14 protein-coding genes are annotated in these 18,591 nt (G+C 71.2%); 9 read left to right on the forward strand and 5 right to left on the reverse strand.

Going from position 1 to position 18,591, the window contains the following annotated elements:
• Nucleotides 1–44: 44 nt before the first annotated feature.
• Nucleotides 45–422, reverse strand: a complete 378-nt coding sequence (locus L3i22_RS07450; protein ID WP_221326239.1) for a toll/interleukin-1 receptor domain-containing protein — start codon at nt 420–422, stop codon at nt 45–47.
• A gap of 205 nt (nt 423–627) precedes the next feature.
• On the opposite strand from L3i22_RS07450, the gene L3i22_RS07455 reads away from it, so the two are divergent.
• From L3i22_RS07455 to L3i22_RS07470, 4 genes are read left to right on the forward strand one after another with little or no spacing between them, the layout of a single operon-like run.
• Nucleotides 628–1,686 carry a type I glyceraldehyde-3-phosphate dehydrogenase gene (locus tag L3i22_RS07455; protein ID WP_221326240.1) on the forward strand — a complete coding sequence of 353 codons (1,059 nt, stop codon included), beginning with the start codon at nt 628–630 and terminating at the stop codon, nt 1,684–1,686.
• 49 nt (nt 1,687–1,735) lie between these two features.
• Entirely contained in the window at nt 1,736–2,623 is an 888-nt protein-coding gene (locus tag L3i22_RS07460; RefSeq protein WP_221326241.1) for a threonine/serine dehydratase, read from the forward strand.
• A 31-nt stretch (nt 2,624–2,654) separates the two neighbouring features.
• The gene (locus L3i22_RS07465) at nt 2,655–3,929 is read left to right on the forward strand and encodes an ABC transporter permease (RefSeq protein ID WP_221326242.1); all 1,275 of its coding nucleotides are present in this window, start codon (nt 2,655–2,657) and stop codon (nt 3,927–3,929) included.
• Entirely contained in the window at nt 3,829–4,419 is a 591-nt protein-coding gene (locus L3i22_RS07470; protein ID WP_255658025.1) for a D-alanyl-D-alanine carboxypeptidase family protein, read from the forward strand. Before L3i22_RS07465 ends, L3i22_RS07470 begins: the two co-directional genes overlap by 101 nt.
• Before the next feature lie 173 nt (nt 4,420–4,592).
• Here the strand turns inward: L3i22_RS07470 and L3i22_RS07475 are convergent, their stop codons facing one another.
• Nucleotides 4,593–5,384 carry a class I SAM-dependent methyltransferase gene (locus L3i22_RS07475; protein ID WP_221326244.1) on the reverse strand — a complete coding sequence of 264 codons (792 nt, stop codon included), beginning with the start codon at nt 5,382–5,384 and terminating at the stop codon, nt 4,593–4,595.
• A 102-nt stretch (nt 5,385–5,486) separates the two neighbouring features.
• On the opposite strand from L3i22_RS07475, the gene L3i22_RS07480 reads away from it, so the two are divergent.
• Together L3i22_RS07480 and L3i22_RS07485 are read left to right on the forward strand one after the other, a co-directional pair.
• Complete coding sequence (locus tag L3i22_RS07480) at nt 5,487–6,512, forward strand: aspartate-semialdehyde dehydrogenase (protein ID WP_221326245.1); 1,026 nt, start codon at nt 5,487–5,489, stop codon at nt 6,510–6,512.
• A 305-nt stretch (nt 6,513–6,817) separates the two neighbouring features.
• On the forward strand, nt 6,818–7,024 hold the full coding sequence (locus L3i22_RS07485) for a hypothetical protein (RefSeq protein ID WP_221326246.1): 207 nt from the start codon (nt 6,818–6,820) through the stop codon (nt 7,022–7,024).
• A 4-nt stretch (nt 7,025–7,028) separates the two neighbouring features.
• On the opposite strand, the gene L3i22_RS07490 is transcribed toward L3i22_RS07485, so the two are convergent.
• Complete coding sequence (locus L3i22_RS07490) at nt 7,029–8,102, reverse strand: hypothetical protein (protein WP_221326247.1); 1,074 nt, start codon at nt 8,100–8,102, stop codon at nt 7,029–7,031.
• Nucleotides 8,103–8,118: 16 nt separating this feature from the next.
• On the opposite strand from L3i22_RS07490, the gene L3i22_RS07495 reads away from it, so the two are divergent.
• On the forward strand, nt 8,119–12,492 hold the full coding sequence (locus L3i22_RS07495) for a hypothetical protein (RefSeq protein WP_221326248.1): 4,374 nt from the start codon (nt 8,119–8,121) through the stop codon (nt 12,490–12,492).
• Between the two features lie 166 nt (nt 12,493–12,658).
• Entirely contained in the window at nt 12,659–14,080 is a 1,422-nt protein-coding gene (locus tag L3i22_RS07500) for an RNB domain-containing ribonuclease (protein ID WP_221326249.1), read from the forward strand.
• A gap of 207 nt (nt 14,081–14,287) precedes the next feature.
• Here the strand turns inward: L3i22_RS07500 and panB are convergent, their stop codons facing one another.
• Both panB and L3i22_RS07510 read right to left on the reverse strand, forming a co-directional pair.
• Nucleotides 14,288–15,118 carry a 3-methyl-2-oxobutanoate hydroxymethyltransferase gene (gene panB / locus L3i22_RS07505; RefSeq protein WP_221326250.1) on the reverse strand — a complete coding sequence of 277 codons (831 nt, stop codon included), beginning with the start codon at nt 15,116–15,118 and terminating at the stop codon, nt 14,288–14,290.
• A gap of 100 nt (nt 15,119–15,218) precedes the next feature.
• Nucleotides 15,219–17,156, reverse strand: coding sequence for an NAD+ synthase (locus tag L3i22_RS07510; RefSeq protein ID WP_370644404.1), 1,938 nt, complete (start codon nt 17,154–17,156; stop codon nt 15,219–15,221).
• On the opposite strand from L3i22_RS07510, the gene glnA reads away from it, so the two are divergent.
• Nucleotides 17,107–18,459, forward strand: a complete 1,353-nt coding sequence (glnA, locus tag L3i22_RS07515) for a type I glutamate--ammonia ligase (RefSeq protein ID WP_221326252.1) — start codon at nt 17,107–17,109, stop codon at nt 18,457–18,459. The genes L3i22_RS07510 and glnA overlap by 50 nt on opposite strands.
• The last annotated feature ends 132 nt before the right edge of the window (nt 18,460–18,591 follow it).

Consider the following 18,591-nt stretch of genomic DNA (forward strand, 5'->3'; position numbering starts at 1 on the left):
ACGATCTTCGTACCCGATCGGCTCGGAATTCAAACCGGCCACAATCACGACGTACGCGAAAACGGGTTTTGCGGGCCGCCGACGGCGCCCATCAAGATCTCCAAAGCCTCCTCTTCGTCCAGGTTGTAGAGGCTTTCGCAGGTCGCCGAGCGCAGTGCGGCGGGGGCCGGGACGGCATCCAGCCGGATCACCGTCAGGGTGGGCGTGACGGGCACCCGGCGCCAGTCCGACCCGGTCGCGCGGTGCTCCGCGGAGACGAGAACGATCACCGGATCGGGGCCGGAAAGCGCAGCGGCTATCCGATGCGCGAAGTCGACCCCGGCCGGGAGCATTTCCACCACATGGCCCGCTGCCTGCAGTGACCTTTTGATCCATTGTGCCCAGACAACGTCCGCCGGGGTGTAGGAGAGGAGTACCGGCACGTCTCCAGCATGCCGCAACGTCGTCCACATTGAGCACCGGGCGTCGATGGGCGTAACTCGATGGGTGTGACATTGTCATCCGTTGACGTGCAAGTTGCACAACTCATAGTGTCGAACCCGTGACGCCGAGTGGACCCTTGAGCAAAACGGGGGTGTCCTTGGCGGACGGGGAACACATCACAGCAACGGAGTCGAGGAGCGCTCGATGACTGTCGCGATCGGGATCAACGGCCTGGGGCGGATCGGTCGAAGCTTGACCCGAATCGTCGCGGCCGCACCCAATCCGGGCGTCTCGATTGCCGCGGTGAATGACATCGCGTGCACCGAGAAACTGGCGTACGGCTTGCGACGGGACAGCATCCGGGGCTCGTTCCCGGGCACGGTCGCCGCGCGCGGGGAGTACCTGGTGGTCAATGACCATGCCATCCGCACCTACCACCACGAGCGCCCGGAGCGCATCCCGTGGGCGGACCAGGGGGTCGAGGTGGTGATCGAGGCGACCGGCCGGTTCCGGGCCGGGGGCACGGCGCGGACCCACATCACCCACGGTGGCGCCCGCAAGGTGGTGATCAGTGCCTCGGCCGACGACCCGGACGCGTTCCTGGTGCTCGGCGCGAACCACACCAGCTACAACCCGGCCGTGCACGACGTGGTCTCGCCGGCCTCCTGCGGGGTGAACGCGCTGACCGTGATGGCCAAGGTGCTGCTCGACCGGTTCGGGCTGAGCTCGGTGAACACCTCGGTGATGCTGGCCAGCCAGGGCTGGGGGCGGGTGCAGGACTCACTGGTCGGCACGTCGCGGGACGATCCGCGGCTGGGCCGGGCGGTGGGGGAGAGCATCATCCCGCACAACCACGTGGTCGGTGACCTGGTCCGGGTGGCGCTGCCGGAGATCGGCGAGATGCGCTACAGCTACTACTGCGTGCCCACCCCGATCGGCTCGCTCGCCGAACTGTCCGGTCAGGCCGGGCGGCCGGTGTCGGTCGAGGAGGTCAACCGGGCGATGGCGGAGGCGGCGGCCGGGCCGCTGCGCGGCATCCTGGCGTACGACCCGGACCCGACCGTGTCGATCGACGTCAAGAACAATCCGGCGTCCTGCCTGTTCGACCCGTCCGGCACGCAGACCACCGCCGACGGCGGGGTGAAGGTGCGCGGGTGGTTCGACAACGAGTGGGGGTTCTCGAACCGGTTGCTCGATCTGGCCCGGCTGATCGGTGAGCTGTTACCGGTTCCGTCCGGACAGGCCAGCTGGAGCGTGGCCTAGCCGCTTCCGTCTGAACAGGCCGGCGGCGGCGTGGCATAGCTTTAGCTGCGTGATCAACCGTGAGGATGTGGAAGCCGCCGCCCGGCGCATCGACGGCCGGATCCGGCGGACGCCGCTGGTCGAGGCCGAGCCCGGCCGGTGGTTCAAGCTGGAGTATCTGCAGCATGCCGGGTCGTTCAAGACCCGCGGCATGATGAACAAGATGCTCAGCAGCGCGATCCCGGAGGCGGGCGTCGTGGTCGCCTCCGGCGGCAACGCGGGGCTGGCGGCGGCGTACGCGGCTCGCGAGCTCGGCGTGCCGGCCGAGGTGTTCGTGCCGGTGACCGCGCCCGCGGTCAAGGTCGCCAAGCTCGGCAAACTGGGCGCGAAGGTGGTGCAGGTCGGCAACGAGTACGCGGAGGCGTATGCGGCGGCCCTCGAACGGACCGATGCGCTGTTCTGCCACGCGTACGACGACCCGGCGATGGTCGCCGGAAACGGCACGCTAGCCCTCGAAATCTCCGAAATTTCGGACACGGTGCTTGTCGCTGTGGGTGGTGGTGGTCTGGTGGCCGGCGTGATCGCCGCCCTGCGGGGTCGTGCCCGCATCGTCGCGGTGGAGCCGGTGACCTCCTGCGCACTGCATGAAGCGCTAAAAGCCGAAAAACCGGTAGATGTTCGGGTTTCTGGCGTCGCCGCCGACTCGCTGGGCGCCCGAAGAGTCGGCGACATCGCCTTCGAGCTCGCCACCGACGCCGAGATCGACTCGATCCTGGTCGACGACGACGCGATCATCCACGCCCGCCGGAAACTCTGGGACGACTACCGGATCGTCGTCGAGCACGGCACCGCCGCCGCCTACGCCGCCCTGATCTCCGGCGCCTACCGCCCGGCCCCCGGCGAGCGGGTCACCACCCTGCTCTGCGGCGCGAACACCAATCCTGCCGATCTGGGGTGATTCGCCCGGGCGACAGGGCACTCTCAGAAACGTGGCCGACGAGATCCAGTCCGTACACCAGTTCCGGCGCTTCGCCCTCGCCGTCTGCGCGATCGGCGTCCTCGTCCAGCTCGGCCTGACCGCGTACTACCTGGGCATGGGCCACAAGGCCGCCCCGCACCACCTGCCGGTCGGCCTGGTCGCGGACGCCGCCCAGCGCGCCTCGGTGGTCGCCATGCTCGAGGAGGGCGGCCGGTTCCGGGTCGGCGACTTCACCTCGGCGGACGAGCTGACCACCGCGATCAGACGGCGCGAGGTGTACGGCGGGGTCGACCTCACCGGCGCCGCCCCGCACCTCTACGTGGCGACCTCCGCCGGCCCGGCCGCCGCGAGCCTGCTGCGCGGCACGTACACCTCGGTCGTCCAGCAGCGGACCGCGGCGCAGGTCACCGAGCTGGCCAAGACCGCCGACCAGGTCGGGATCGCGACCGTCCAGGCGCTGACCGCCGCACCGCAGGTGACCGACGTGGTGCCGCTGCCAGCCGACGACGTGAACGGGGTCTCGCTCGGCTTCCTCACCCAGGCGCTGTCGCTGGGCGGGACGGTCGCCTCGATGGGGCTGGGGCGGCTGATCCCGCGTACCCGGCGAAGCTGGCGCCGCGGCGTCGCGCACCTCTCCACGCTGATCGTCTACGCGGTCGGCTCGGCCGCCGCGGTCCTCTGGTCGATGAGCTGGTTCGGCATCGGCAGCCACGCCGACCAGTGGGAGATGCTCGGCATCTTCTCGCTGATCTCGCTGGCGGTCACCGGCTCGACGGCCGGCGCGGTGGCGCTGATCGGCCCGGCCGGCGCGGCCGTCGGCGCGTTCTACTTCATGATCGGGACGGTCATCTCCGGGGCCAGCATCCTGCCCGAGTTCCTGCCCGCGTTCGGCCGGCACCTCGGCGAGAACCTGCCGACCGGCGCCGGCGTCCAGGCGATCCGGCAGGACCTCTACTTCCCGGCGGCGCCGATCGGCGGCCACATGTGGGTGCTCGCCGCGTACGCGATCGTCGGCTGCCTGCTCGTCCTGGTCACCAACGTCCTGCCGAACCGGAAGGACGGCACGTCCGAGGTCGATCTGGACCTGACCGTGCGTCTCGAAGGGGTTCCCGACGAGGGTTTTTCGCGGAGCAACTCAGATTTCCGTGGCCACGCCGAACCAGTAGAACGTGGGAATCGAGGGAGTGAACGCACGCATCGCGAACATCCAGAGCCGGATCATCGCGCTGCAGACTCAGCAGGCCACCACAACGAGCACGGCCCGGACGTCGGAGCAGACCGGTAGCGCCGCCGGCGCGACGTTCGCCAGCCAACTGAAGGGCGCCCTCGCGGCGCAGAGCACCCCGGAAACCGGCAAGACGTACAAACTGAACGGGAAGGGCATTCCGGAGGATCTCGCCGCGTACGGCAACGGCAAGATCCCGGCGGAGGCACTCGAGCAGGTCGGCGACACCCGGCACAAGCTGTGGGCGCCCGCCGCCGAGAAGCTCACCCAGCTGATCGACGACGCCAAGCGGGACGGCGTGAAGATCGGCATCACCGACTCGTACCGGCCCTACACCGAACAGGTCGACCTGGCCCGCCGCAAGGGCCTCTACTCGCAGGGCGGGCTCGCCGCCAAGCCCGGCACCAGCGAACACGGCTGGGGCATGGCCACCGACCTGGACCTGAACCCCGAGGCGCTGGCCTGGATGCGCAAGAACGGTGACCGCTACGGCTTCGTCGAGAACGTCAAGCGGGAGAGCTGGCACTGGGCGTTCCGCCCCAACACCTGACGCGAGCGCCGCGGGACCGCCGGCTTGTCACCGCGGTCCCGCGCCGCCTCGCCTACCGAGGATCAAACCCATGTCCCGGTACGACGTCAGCCCCGTCATGCACGGCGGTGCGCTCAGGCGCAGTGCATTCAGGCGCAGTGCGCTCGGGCGGGGTGCGTCCGGGCGGGGTGCGCTCAGGCGCGGGCGAGGATCTCGCCGTGCGGGATGGTGAACCAGCCGTCCGGGGACTCGGACCACGTGCGCCAGCCGGCCGACAGCCGCTCCAGGTCCGCCGGCGACGCGGTGCCGGTGCGCAGCGCGGTCGCCGCCATGTCGGACTTCAGGATCCGGTCGGCCCACATGCCGCCCCACCACGCGCGGTCCTCGTCGTCGGCGAAGCACCACACGCTCGCCGTGGCGGTCACGTCGGTGAAGCCGGCCGCCCGGGCCCAGGACAGCATCCGGCGCCCGGCGTCCGGCTCGCCGCCGTTGCCGCGGGCGATCCGCTGGTAGAGCGCCAGCCACTCGTCCAGCTCCGGCACCAGCGGGAACCAGGTGAACCCGGCGTAGTCGCTGTCGCGCGCCGCGACCAGGCCGCCCGGGCGGGTGACCCGGCGCATCTCGCGGAGCGCGGCGACCGGGTCGGTCACGTGCTGCAGGACCTGGTGGGCGTGGACGACGTCGAAGCTGTCGTCCGGGAAGTCGAGGGCGTGCACGTCGCCGGCCGCGAAGTCGACGTTGGTCAGGCCCTGCCGGGCGATCTCGGCGCGGGCCAGGTCCAGCGCGCCGTCGGTGCGTTCCAGCGCGGTGACCCGGGTGACGTGGGTCGCCAGGTCGGCGGTGATGGTGCCGGGGCCGCATCCGACGTCCAGCAGCGTGAATCCGGAGGAAAGACGCGGCAGCAGGTACGCGGCCGAATTCTCTGCGGTGCGCCAGCGGTGTGAGCGCAAGACCGACTCGTGGTGCCCGTGGGTATACGTCGCCATGCCCTTGAAGCTAGCCCTGTTGTCCTCAAATGTGGGACAGTCATCCCACGATATGAACAAGGCGATTTCTTGGTACGCAGTTCAGGCCGTATTTTGGTCGTCATGAGGATCGGCATCGTCGGCGCGACGGGACAGGTCGGTGGCGTCATGCGCCGCATCCTGGCCGAGCGCGCGTTCCCCGTCAGTGAGCTCCGGCTCTTCGCATCCGCGCGCTCCGCGGGCCGCACCCTGCCGTGGGGGTCCGGCGAGGTGACCGTGGAGGACGCGGCCACCGCGGACTACAACGGCCTGGACATCGTGCTGTTCTCGGCGGGCAAGGGCGGCTCCAAGGAGTACGCGCCGCGCGTCGCCGAGACCGGCGCCGTGATCGTCGACAACTCGTCGGCCTGGCGGATGGACCCGGAGGTCCCGCTCGTCGTCGCCGAGGTCAACCCGGACGCCGCCCGGGTGCGGCCGAAGGGCATCATCGCGAACCCGAACTGCACCACGATGGCGGCGATGCCGGTGCTCCGGCCGCTGCACGACGACGCCGGGCTGGTGTCGTTCATCGCCACCACGTACCAGGCGGTCGGCGGTGCCGGGCTGGCCGGCGCGGCCGAGCTCGACGAGCAGATCAAGAAGGTCGCCGACCGGGCGCTCGAGCTGGTCCACGACGGGTCCGCCGTGGAGTTCCCGGAGTCCAAGGTCTTCCCGCGGCCGATCGCGTTCAACGTGATCCCGCAGGCCGGCTCGTTCGTCGACGACGGCAGCTTCGAGACCGACGAGGAGCAGAAGCTCCGCAACGAGAGCCGGAAGATCCTGGCCCTGCCGGAGCTGCTCGTCTCCGGGACCTGCGTGCGCGTGCCGGTCTTCACCGGGCACTCGATCCAGGTGAACGCGCGCTTCGCCCGGCCGCTGTCGCCGGCCCGCGCGCAGGAACTGCTCGCGTCCGCTCCGGGCGTCGAGCTGTCGGACGTGCCGACGCCGCTGCAGGCCGCCGGCCGCGACCCGTCGTTTGTGGGCCGTTTCCGCGTCGACCCGACCGCGGAGAACGGTCTGGCGTTCTTCATCTCGAACGACAACCTGCGCAAGGGCGCGGCGCTGAACGCCGTGCAGATCGCCGAGCTGGTCGCCGCCGAGCTGGCCTGATCCGCCCCGAGTCACCGCCCCGGTCGCCGTCGCGACCGGGGCGGTTCTGTGTCTCCGGCGCCTTTTCCCGGCGGTCATCGACCGGCCTCAGGCGCTGATCGCGGTCGCTCGGAGCACCCATCGAGGCCGCTGACGCGCTCATTGAGGTCTCTGTGGTGTGAATGCGAGCGGGAACCCGGGCGAATTGACCGGGTGGCTCGTTCCGATGAGGTATGACGGTCAATCCTCTCCACTCCACAATGGAAATCTGGGGCATTTTGCCCGAATCGGTAGCGCATGGTCGTTTTTAGTTGCAGAGTGATGGAATGAACGACAGTGGGCTCGGCGGGGCGGGCTACTTCTGGTGCCTCCGACACCACCGGGTCGAGAGCGGCGACGGCGTCTGTCCCGCCCAATATCGACTCGGACCGTTCGCCACGGCTGACGAAGCGACGCGGGCCCTCGAAACGGTCGAGAAGCGCAATGCCGATTGGGATGCCGAGGACGCCCGCTGGACCGGGGAGAGCAGCTAGACCGTCATCTCGCTCCACGTCCGACCCTTTCCTGGCGCCGTCGTGCCCGCCGTCTTTCGCAAGGAGGAAACACCCCGATGCCCGCTGCCAAGAAGGCACCGATCAGACCCGCCGCCTCCGGCGCGGGATCAAAACCCGTTGCCGGTACGGCGAAACGCGCGGCCGCGGGTTCGCCGGAATCCGGGGTCGCCGGCGCGAGTGCCCGAACGACAGCCGCCGCGTCGCGGACCACGGCATCCGGTCCGAGAACGACAGCCGCCGGATCGCGGACCACAGCGGCCGGATCGCGGACCACAGCGGCCGGATCGCGGACCACAGCGGCCGGATCGCGGACCACAGCGGCCGGATCGCGGACGACGGCGGCTGGTCCGAGGACGACGGCGGCCGGCTCGCGGACGACGGCGGCTGGTCCGAGGACGACGGCGGCCGGCTCGCGGACGACGGCGGCTGGTCCCAGGGCGACAGCGGCCGGCTCGCGAGCGACGGCGGCTGGTTCGCGTGTGGTCGCGGACGGAAGCAGGACAGGTAGGACCGCGGCCGGTGCGGCCGCGGGCAGGAGTGTGGCTGGGCGGGTGCCCGCGTCGAAGACGGCTGCGGCGGGACGTGCCGCTGCGAAGGTGGGGAGTGGAGTCGCGGTGGCGGCCAAGTCGAAGGTTCCGGCGGGTGTGACGGCTCGGGTTTCCGGCAAGCGGTCCGAGGTGAAGCCGGGCCGGACGGTCCCGGCGTCCACCACGGTGGCGAAAAAGGCAGCGGTGACCAAGCCCGCCGCGGCGAAGTCGGCAGCGCCCAAGGCGACCGTGTCCAGAACGGCGGCAGCGAAGTCGGCGGCGCCGAAGACAACGGCGAAGTCGGCGGCGCCCAAGACCGTGGCGAAGTCGGCAGTGGCGAAGTCCGCGCCGGTTAAGTCGGTGGCGGCGAAAACCGCGGCGGCTAAGTCGGTAGCGGCTAAGTCGGCGGCGGTGAAACCGGCAGCGGTGAAGGCGACGGCAGTGAAGGCGACGGCGACGAAGTCGGCGGCTGTGAAGTCGGTCGCGAGTAAGCCGGTTGCGGTAAAGCCGAATGCTGCTAAGTCGGGCATTACGAAGGCTGCGGCTGTGAAGACTACCGCTCCGAAGGCGACTGCTGTGAAAGCGTCGGCTACGAAGGCGAAGGTGCCTGCCGCGCGGTCCGGTGCGGTGAGTGTCGCTGGTAAGGCTTCGGGGGCTTCGGTGAAGGGGGCGGCGGCGAAAGTGCCGGCTGCTCGGGGCTCGGTGGCTGCTCAGTCCGCGGGTAAGAAAGCGGTGACGGCGGCGCGGAGTTCGGTCCGGGGCGGTGCGGCAACCCGGACGGTGACCGGCCGGGTGGCGGAGACGGCGAAGTCGGCCGGTTCTAAATCGGCGGCGACCAGGCCGGCGACAGCGAGCAAGGTAGCCGCGGCCAAGACTGTGACGACGAAGACTGCGACGACGAAGACTGCGACGACGAAGACTGCGACGACGAAGGCCGCGACTGCTAAGGCAGCGACTGCTAAGGCAGCGACTGCCAAGGGCGCGCCGACGAAGACGGCTGTGGCCAAGCCTGCGGTGGCGACCAGGACTGCTACGACCCGGACTGCGGCGAGCAAGACTGCGGCGGCCAAGGGTGCGGTGGCGAAGTCGGTTGTGGGTAAGCCGGCGGTGGCCAAGCCGGCTGGGCGGACTGCGGCGGCTGCGGCGCGGGCTGCGAAGGGTGCGGCTGTGAAGGTGCCGGCGGCTCGGTCCGGAGCGGGTCGGTCGGCGGTCGCGGGTGCTGCGAGTGCCAAGGCGAGCCCGATCAAGGCGAACCCGATCAAGGCGGGTACGGCCAAGGCGAGCCCGGCCAAGCCGAGCGCGTCGAAGGCCGGTGTGGTCAAGCCGGGTGTGGTCAAGGCGAGCTCGAAGGCTGGTGCGGCGAAGACCGGTGCGGCGGCGAGTCCTGCGAAGGGCGGCGCCTCGAAGGCGGCGACTGCGGGCACGGTCAAGGCGGGCACGGTCAAGGCGGGCACGGTCAAGGCGGGCGTGGCCAAGGCCGGCGTGGTTAAGGCGGGTGCGGGCAAGGCCGGTATGGCCAAGGCGGGCGGGGCCAGGGTCGGCTCGGCGGGCTCGGTGCGGGGTCGGGCCGGTGGGCAGGTCAAGGTGCCGGTGGCGCGGGCTGCGGCCGTACCGAAGAAGGGTGTTGTGGCGCAGCGGAATGGTGGCGCGGCAGCCGGCCGGAGTGGTCGGCGGGTCGCGGCGGCCAGCAGCAGCGTGCCCAACAAGACGCAGGTGACGATGTCGGCGGATGTCGACACGGACTGGAGCCGGACCGGATCGCAAGGCCCGGGGGACCAGGATGTGTCGCCCAGCGAGCTGACGGATCGGCCGTTCCTGGGTGGCTGGTTCGCGCCGCCTCGGGACAGTTCGACGCCGGACCGCGAATCTGATCAGTGGGGGGCTGACCGGCCCGACCTCGAGGCGCTCGGTACGCCGGAGGAGGAGAGCAAGCCCGCCACGGCCGGAACGCAGCGGCCGGACCCGGCGTCGGCGCAGATGGCGGCGTTCGCCAAGACCGCGCGGGCCCGAGGGCAACTGTTCCTCTCGCCGGACGAAGAGGTGGTCGTCGAGGACGGCGGCGTCGTCCGGAGCGCTCCGGTGCGTAAGCGCGCCTCCGCGGCGGAGGCCGGCCGATCCGAAAATGATCGGTCCGAAGGTGGACGGTCCGAGGCGGCGGCGGTACGGGCGGCGCAGGCTGAACTGGCCGCGACCCGGGCCGCGCAGGCCGGAGCCGTGGCGGTCGGGCAGGTCGGGCCGGAGAATCCGGAACCGCCGGCCAGCCAGGTCGCGGTCGGTGGGGGCGTGCTGCCGGGTGGTTCCGGGACGAACCAGACCGGCCGGCTTGCGGGCGGTGCCGGGACGAGCCGGAACGGTGGGCCCGCGGGCGGCGCCGGGATGGGCCGGAACGGTGGGCCCGCGGGTGGCGCCGGGGCCGGTCGGCTCGTGGCGGTGCCGGGTGATGCCGGGGCGAGCGGTCCGGGCATCACGGGTGGACTCGGGGTTGTGCCGGACGAGGTTCCGGAGGCGGTGCCGGCGGTGGCGCCGGGCGACATCGGGCGGTCGTCGGTCGAGCCGGGGTCCGTCGAGGAGGCAGCGGCGGCGCCGACCCGGATGACCCGGCGGGAAGCGGCGGCCCAGCGGGCTGCGGCCCGGGCAGCCGCCCGCGCGTCCGGTGATGAGCAGGACTCGCCGACGGAAGCGCCCGGTAAGCGTTCGGCTCGGGGGACCGTCGGGGCGGCTCGTGGGGCGGCGGCCAAGGCTGCCGAGGCGGCCGAGGCCGCGGCCCGGGCTGCTGAGCTTGCCGAGGAGGCGGCTGTGACGGCGGTCGAGGAGTCGGCCGCGCCGGTCAAGAGGGTCGGGTCGAAGGCTGGGTCGGGGCGGGGTGCCTCGCCGGTCAAGGCGGTGGGGTCGAAGGCGGTTCGGGGGCGGCGGGCTACGCCGGTCAAGGCCGTGGGTTCCCGGCCGGCCGCGAGCAAGGCCGCCGGCAGCGGGGTCACTGGTGGTGGGGCGAGCGTGAGCAAAGCGGCGGCGGCTGCGGCTCGGGCGGCGGTTGCGGCTGAGGAAGCGGCTGCGGTTGCGGCGCAGGGCAAGGCGGTCGGTAAGAAGACGGCGGGCCGGGTGAGTGGCGCGGCCAAGGCTGCGGCTTCCGGTTCTGCTGCCGTCAAGGCGGCTGGGACCAGGTCTGCCGCGGCGAAGGCGACGGGGACCAAGGCCACGGCTGGTAAGGCGACTGTGGCCAAGGCAGCGGGGACCAAGGCCACTGCGGCTAAGACAACCGGCAGCAAGGTGACTGCGGCGAGCAAGGCGGCTGCTCCCGTCAAGGCGGCGGCTGCGAAGGCTGCGCCGGTCAAGGTTGCGGGGACCAAGGCGACCGCTGCGAAGTCGGCCGGGACAAAGGCGACCGCCGGGAAGGTTGCTGGGACGAAGGCGACTGCTGCCAAGGCGACCGCGTCCAAGGCGACTGCTGCGAAGTCCACTGCGGCGAAGGCCACTCCGGCCAAGACTGTCGGGACCAAGGCGGCTGCGTCCAAGGCGACGGCGGCTAAGGCGACCGCGTCCAAGGCGACGGCTACGAAGGCTGCGGCGACCAAGGCCGGGGCGGCGAAGGCCACGCCTGCCAAGGTGGGCGGAGCGAAGGCGGCTGCGACCAAGGCAACGGCGACTAAGGCGACCGGGACAAAGGCGACTGCAGCTAAGGCGACTGGGACCAAGGCGACAGCGGTTAAGGCGACTGGGACCAAGGCGACGGGGGCGAGGGCGACCGCTGCGAAGACGGCGGGGACCAAGGCGACTGCGGCCAAGGCGACCGGGGTCAGGGCTGCGGGGGCTAAGGCGACCGGGGCCAAGGCGACCGGGGCCAAGGCGACCGGGGCCAAGGCGACCGGGGCCAAGGCGACCGGGCGGAAGGCTTCGACGCGGGCCTCGGCTCGGGCGGAGGTGATGGTCGCGGAGGCGGCTGTTGCTGAGTTCGAGGCGACCGAGTTCGCGGCGGTCAAGGCGAACGAGGCGGCTGTCTCGGCGTCGGCGGCCAAGAGCGCGTCGCGAAAGGCTGCCAAGATCGCTGCGACTACCCGGGCTGCGGCGGCGAAGGCGGTCAAGACCACCAAGGCAGCGGCGGCTAAGGCTGTTCGAGCCGCCGGGACCTTGGACGATGAGGCTCCGGCGAGGGCGGGTCGCTCCACCGCAGCCAAGGCCGGAGCCCGCTCCACTGGATCTCGGGCAACGGCAACGAAGGCCACGGCGTCGAAGGCTGCGGCGACAAAGGCCACGGCAACGAAGGCCACGGCTACGAAGGCCACGGCGTCGAAGGCTGCGGCGACAAAGGCCACGGCGTCGAAGGCCACGGCAACGAAGGCCACGGCAACGAAGGCCACGGCGACGAAGGCTGCGGCAACGAAGGCCACGGCAACGAAGGCCACGGCTACGAAGGCCACGGCGTCGAAGGCTGCGGCGACAAAGGCCACGGCGTCGAAGGCCACGGCAACGAAGGCCACGGCAACGAAGGCCACGGCGACGAAGGCTGCGGCAACGAAGGCCACGGCGTCGAAGGCCACGGCGACGAAGGTGGCGGCGTCGAAGGCTGTGGTGCCGAAGGCTGCTAGCCGGTCTGCTGCGTCGAAGGCGACGAAGGCCGGGGCCCGGTCCACGGCGTCGCGAGCCGCGTCGGCCGCGAACGCGGGTGCCTCGGCGAAGAAGGCCCCGGCGAAGAAGGCGGCCAACACGCCGGCCGCCGCGGCCGGGGGCAAGGCTACGGGCAGGACTGCTGGGACCGCTGCCGCCAAGGGCACCGGGAACGCGGCCAAGGCCGGCAACGCCACCCGCGCCGCTGGTACGAACGGCGGATCCGGCCGCACGTCGCGGACCCCGGCCAAGGCCACGGCCCCCGCCCGGGCGAGTGCGGTCCGGGCTCCGTCGGGTGCGGTTCGCCGCCGGCGATAGTCACGCATCAACCGCAGAGCGGGTCGCGCCGACATGGCACGGCCCGCTCTGCCGTTCGCGCTGTTCCGCGGCGTGGCCGGCACGGGGTGGAGCGCTCCGGGAGCGGGCGGCGCGGCGTGGGGTGCTCTGCGGGTGGGCGTGGTCCGGGATGGGGTAGGAATGGGCGGTGCCGATCAAAAGGGTGTGGGCGCCGCAGATCGACTTCTCGGTGCTGCGGCGGGAGCTGGGACTGCCCGGCGAGTTTCCGGCGGACGTGATCGCCGAGGCGGAGCGGGTCGCGGGGACCGTGCCGCCCGGGGCGGACCGGACCGACGTGCCGTTCGTGACCATCGATCCGACCGGGTCGCAGGATCTGGACCAGGCGATGCACCTCAGCCGGCGGGACGGCGGCTACCTGGTGCGGTACGCGATCGCGGACGTGGCCTCGTTCGTACCTCCGAATGGTTTGATCGAAGCCGAGAGTTGGGTGCGTGGGCAGACCGTCTATCTGCCCGACGGACGGATTCCGCTGCACCCGCCGGTGCTGAGCGAGGGCGCGGTGAGCCTGTTCGCGGGGGTGGACCGGGCCGCCGTGGTGTGGACGATCGAGCTGGACGCGGAGGGCGCGACGACCGGGGTGAGCCTGGAGCGGGCCCGGGTGCGGAGCCGGGCCAAGCTGGACTATCCGAGCGTGCAGCGCGAGCTGGACGCCGGCCACCCGTCCGAGATGGTCACGCTGCTCGCCGAGATCGGGACGTTGCTGGCCCGGCGGGCGGCCGAGCGGGGCGCGGTGAACCTGCCGCTGCCGGCGCAGGAGGTGGAGCGCGACGGGGACGGCTGGCGGCTGGTGCTGCGGGCGCCGCTGCCGGTGGAGGAGCACAACGCGCAGATCTCGCTGCTGACCGGGATGGCCGCGGCGCGGATCATGCTGGCCGGCGGGGTCGGGATGCTGCGGACCATGCCCGGGCCGAAGCCGGAGGCGGTGGCGAAGCTGCGTGGCGCGGCCGAGTCGCTCGGGGTGACCTGGCCGGACGGGGCGAACGTGGGTGCGGTGGTGGCGTCGGTCGACCCGGGCAGCCCGCGCGGGGCGGCGTTTCTCGATCAGGCAGCGGAGCTGCTGCGCGGGGCGGCGTACACCGCGTTCGGCGGCACGGCCGGGCCGGCGCCGGAGGAGGCCGGCCACGGTGGGGTGGGTGCGCCGTACGCGCACGTCACGGCCCCGCTGCGGCGGCTGGCCGACCGGTACGTCACGGAGACCTGCCTGGCGTTGCACGAGAACCGGCCGGTCCCGTCCTGGGCGCTGGACGCGCTGCCCCGCCTCCCGAAGCAGATGACCGCGACCGATCGGCTCGCCGGGGCCGCCGACCGGGGCGCGATCGACCTGGCCGAGGCGGTGCTGCTGCACGATCGGGTGGGGGAGTGCTTCGACGCGGCGGTGCTGGACCGGGAGGACGCGTCGGGCAAGCGGCCGGCGGGCGGGACGGTGGCGCTGGACGATCCGGCGGTGCGGGCGCGCTGCCTGGGGGATCTGCCGCTGGGCGGTCGGATCCAGGTGCGGCTGACGGCGGCTGATCCGGCTAGTCGATTGGTCCGCTTCGAGGCGGTCTGACGGTTTTCGTGATCATGGCGCCGACCCCACCACATCACCCACCCACCCGAGGGGGAGGTGCCACTGACCATTGTCCCGCGCCCCGCCAAGATCAGGCGGACGGCCTGTGGACAACTCCGTGGTGTGGACAACCGGAACGGCCCTGACCAGGGGCGCGCTGCCCACATGCGGTGGGCAGCGCGCTTCCGGTCGTACCGAATCGGGTTTTTAAAAAGTGTGTTCCGCGGCCGGGAACTCGCCGCTGCGGACCTCGTCCGCGAATTGCCGCGTCGCCTCGGTGAGGGCGCCCGCCAGGTCGGCGTAGCGCTTCACGAAGCGCGGCGTCTTGCCGGTGCGCAGGCCGGCCATGTCCTGCCAGACCAGCACCTGGGCGTCGGTGTCCGGGCCGGCGCCGATGCCGACCGTGGGGATCGGCAGTTCCTTGGTGATCTGCTTGGCGACGTCGCCCGGGACCATCTCCAGGACGACCGCGAACGCGCCCGCGTCGGCGACCGCGCGGGCGTCCGAGATCACCTCGGCGCCCTCGTTCTCCCGGCCCTGGACGCGGTAGCCGCCGATGGTGTGCTCGCGCTGCGGGGTGAAGCCGATGTGCGCCATCACCGGGATGCCGGCGCCGGTGATCGCCTCGATCTGCGGGGCCATCCGGCGGCCGCCCTCGAGCTTGACCGCGTGGCAGCCGCCCTCCTTCATGAAGCGGACGGCGGTGCGCAGGGCCTGGGTGGGGCTCTCCTCGTAGCTGCCGAACGGCAGGTCGCCGACGATCAGCGCGGTGCTGGTGGCCCGGACCACGGCTTTGACCAGCGGCAACAGCTCGTCGACGGTGATCTGGACGGTGGTCTCGTAGCCGTAGACGTTGTTCGCCGCGGAGTCGCCGACGAGCAGGACCGGTACGCCGGACTGATCGAAGATCGAGGCGGTGTACTGGTCGTAGGACGTGAGCATCGGCCAGCGGTCGCCCCGGACCTTCGCGTTGAGCAGGTCGCGGGTGCGGACGCGGCGGGTGGCCGGTCCTCCGTACAGGGTCGGGATGTCCGACATTTCGTCACTCTCCTCCCTCGAGGCCGCCTGGTGCGGTCCCCGGGTGTCCCGGAAATCGTCGCACCAGCGCGGCCGATAAAAGAGGGGTCAGTGGAAGGTGTCACAGACCTTCGCGAAACCTGTTGGTAATCGGCAGGCGGCGGTCACGGCCGAACGCCTTGCCGGAGATCTTGGTGCCGGGCGCCGACTGGCGGCGCTTGTACTCCGCCAGATCGACCATCCGCAGCACCCGGTCGACCAGCGCCGGATCGTTGCCGGCCGCGATCAGCTCGTCGCGGCCGAGGTCGTGATCCACATACCCCTTGATGATCGGATCAAGCACCGAGTAGTCCGGCAGCGAGTCCGAGTCCTTCTGGTCCGGCCGCAGCTCGGCGCTGGGCGCCTTGGTGATCGAGTTTTCCGGGATGGGCGGGTCACCCTGGGTGTTCCGCCAGCGGGCGAGCTGCCAGACCATCGTCTTCGGCACGTCCTTGAGCGGGTTGAAGCCGCCGACCGAGTCGCCGTAGAGCGTCGAGTAGCCGACCGCCAGCTCACTCTTGTTGCCGGTGGTGAGCACGAGGTGCCCGTCCTGGTTGGAGAGCGCCATCAGGATCACGCCGCGGACCCGGGCCTGCAGGTTCTCCACGGCCACGCCGGAGAGCGACATGTTCGCCAGGAACGCGTCGACCATCGGCTGGATCGGCTCGACGCGGTAGGTCATGCCGGTGCGCTTGGCCATGTCGGCGGCGTCGTCCTTGGAGTGCTCGGAGGAGTAGCCGCTGGGCAGCGAGACGCCGGTGACGCGCTCCGGGCCGAGCGCGTCGACGGCGATCGCGGCGACGACCGCGGAGTCGATGCCGCCGGAGAGACCGAAGACCACCGAGCGGAAGCCGTTCTTGTTCACGTAGTCCCGCAGGCCCATGACCAGGGCGGCCCAGACCTCGGCCTCGTCGGAGACGCGGTCGGCGATTTGTCCGCTCTTGCGGGAATCGAGCGGCCCGAAGTCCCCCGCGATTGCGGTCCGCTTTATCGCCATATCTTGCTGTATTTCCTGTTCGACCCGCGGCTTCGCCGCATCGATCAAAACCGTCTTATTCGGTACGGCGTCAGCCGCCGGAAGATCGAGATCGTGCACCAGCAGCTCCTCGGTGAACTGCCCCGCCCGAGCGAGCAGCGCCCCGTCCGGCCCCACGATGATCGAGTCCCCGTCGAAGACCAGCTCGTCCTGCCCGCCGATCATGTTCACGTACGCCACGGCGGCGCCCGCCTCGGCCGCCCGCCGCTGCACGAGCGGCAGCCGCAGGTCGTCCTTGTTCAACTCGTACGGCGAGGCGTTGATGTTGACGACGAGCCCCACCCCGGCCCGCCGCGCCGCGGTGAACGGCCCGCCGGCCTGCCAGATGTCCTCGCAGACGGTCAGCGCGACGTCGACCCCGCCGAGCCGGACCACGGTCAGCGCGTCGCCGGGCTCGAAGTAGCGGTCCTCGTCGAAGACCCCGTAGTTCGGCAGATGGTGCTTGAAGTAGGTGGCGACCACCTCGCCGCCGTGCAGCAGCGCGGACGCGTCGCGGCGGCCGGCGCCGGGCGTGGCGTCCGAGCTGATCGGGGCCGGGCCGTCGGCGTCCACATACCCGACCACGACGGCCAGGTCGCCGAGCCCCTCCGCGGCCAGGTCGGCGGCGAGCGTCCGCAGCGCGCGCTTCGAGGCGTCGACGAAGGAGTTGCGGAAGACCAGGTCCTCGATCGGGTAGCCGGTCAGCATCATCTCGGGGAACGCCACCAGATGCGCCCCGGCATCCGCGGCGGCCCGCGACCAGCGCCGGATCGCGGCCGCGTTGCCGGCGATGTCGCCGACCGTCGAGTTCACCTGGGCGAGGGCTATGCGCAGCGTGGGCATGGGCCTCATTGTTCCCCAATACCGCGGTTCGGGATCCCGACCCGGGCCGACGTCACAGGCCAAGGTCAGCGTAGTCTCGGCGGGAAGGAATGACACCGGACAAGGGGTGGAAGTGGACCGACAGCAGGAGTTCGTGCTTCGCACGCTCGAGGAGCGCGACATCCGTTTTGTCCGTCTCTGGTTCACCGATGTCCTCGGCACGCTGAAGAGCGTGTCGGTGGCCCCGGCCGAGCTGGAGTCCGCCTTCGAGGAAGGCATCGGCATCGACGGCTCGGCGATCGAGGGCTTCGCCCGGGTCTTCGAGTCCGACATGGTCGCCATGCCGGACCCGACCACGTTCCAGGTCTTCCCGTTCGAGGGCGGCGGCAGCGGCGAGAGCGCGCGGATGTTCTGCGACATCCTGCTGCCCGACGGCAGCCCCGCCTGGGCCGACCCGCGCCACGTGCTGCGCCGGGCGCTGGCCCGCGCCGCAGAGAAGGGCTTCACCTTCTACACCCACCCCGAGGTCGAGTTCTTCCTGATCCAGGACGGGGCGAACGACGGCTCCGCGCCGATCCCGGTGGACAGCGGCGGCTACTTCGACCACACCACCCACTCGGTGGCGCGGGACTTCCGCCGGCAGGCCGTGCTCTCCCTCGAGCGGATCGGCATCTCGGTCGAGTTCAGCCACCACGAGGTCGCCCCCGGCCAGCAGGAGATCGACCTGCGGTATGCGGACGCGCTGACCACGGCCGACAACATCATGACGTTCCGGCACGTGGTCAAGGAGGTGGCGCTCACCCAGGGGGTGAAGGCGACCTTCATGCCGAAGCCGTACACCGACCAGCCCGGCAGCGGCATGCACACCCACCTGTCGCTGATGGAGGGCGAGCGCAACGCCTTCTACGACAGCGAGGACCCGCAGAAGCTGTCCAAGACGGCCCGCGCGTTCATCGCCGGCCTGCTCGTGCACGCCCGGGAGTACACCGCGGTCACCAACCAGTGGGTGAACTCGTACAAGCGGCTCTTCCCGATGCAGCTGCCGGACCGGATCACCGAGTCGCCGGCGTTCGTCAGCTGGGGCCACCTGAACCGCTCCGCCCTGGTCCGGGTGCCGGCGTTCGGCAAGCCGAGCTCGGCCCGCGTCGAGGTCCGCTCGATCGACTCGGCGGCGAACCCGTACCTGGCCTTCGCGGTCATGCTCGGCGCCGGCCTCAAGGGCATCGAGGAGGGCTACGACCTGCCCCCGGGCGCCGAGGACGACGTGTGGTCGCTGTCGCCGGCCGAGCGCAAGGCCGCCGGCTACGAGGCGCTGCCGGAGAACCTGGCCGAGGCGATCGACGTGATGGCCGGCTCCGAGCTGGTCGCCGAGGTGCTCGGCGAGCACGTCTTCGACTTCTTCCTGCGCAACAAGCGGGCCGAGTGGGAGCAGTTCCGCCGCGAGGTCACGCCGTACGAGCGTCAGCGGTACCTCGGCGCGCTCTGATCCCTCAGCTCTGAACGCCAGGCGGCGACGGTCTTCGCAGACCGCCGCCGCCTGACTGGTTCAGTCGCCCCGCGCCGGGGAGGGGGCGTCCCCGGAAGCGACTGACCCTCAGAGGCACCCGGCAAGAGGTTC

The organism is Actinoplanes sp. L3-i22, assembly GCF_019704555.1.
Taxonomy (GTDB): Bacteria; Actinomycetota; Actinomycetes; order Mycobacteriales; family Micromonosporaceae; genus Actinoplanes.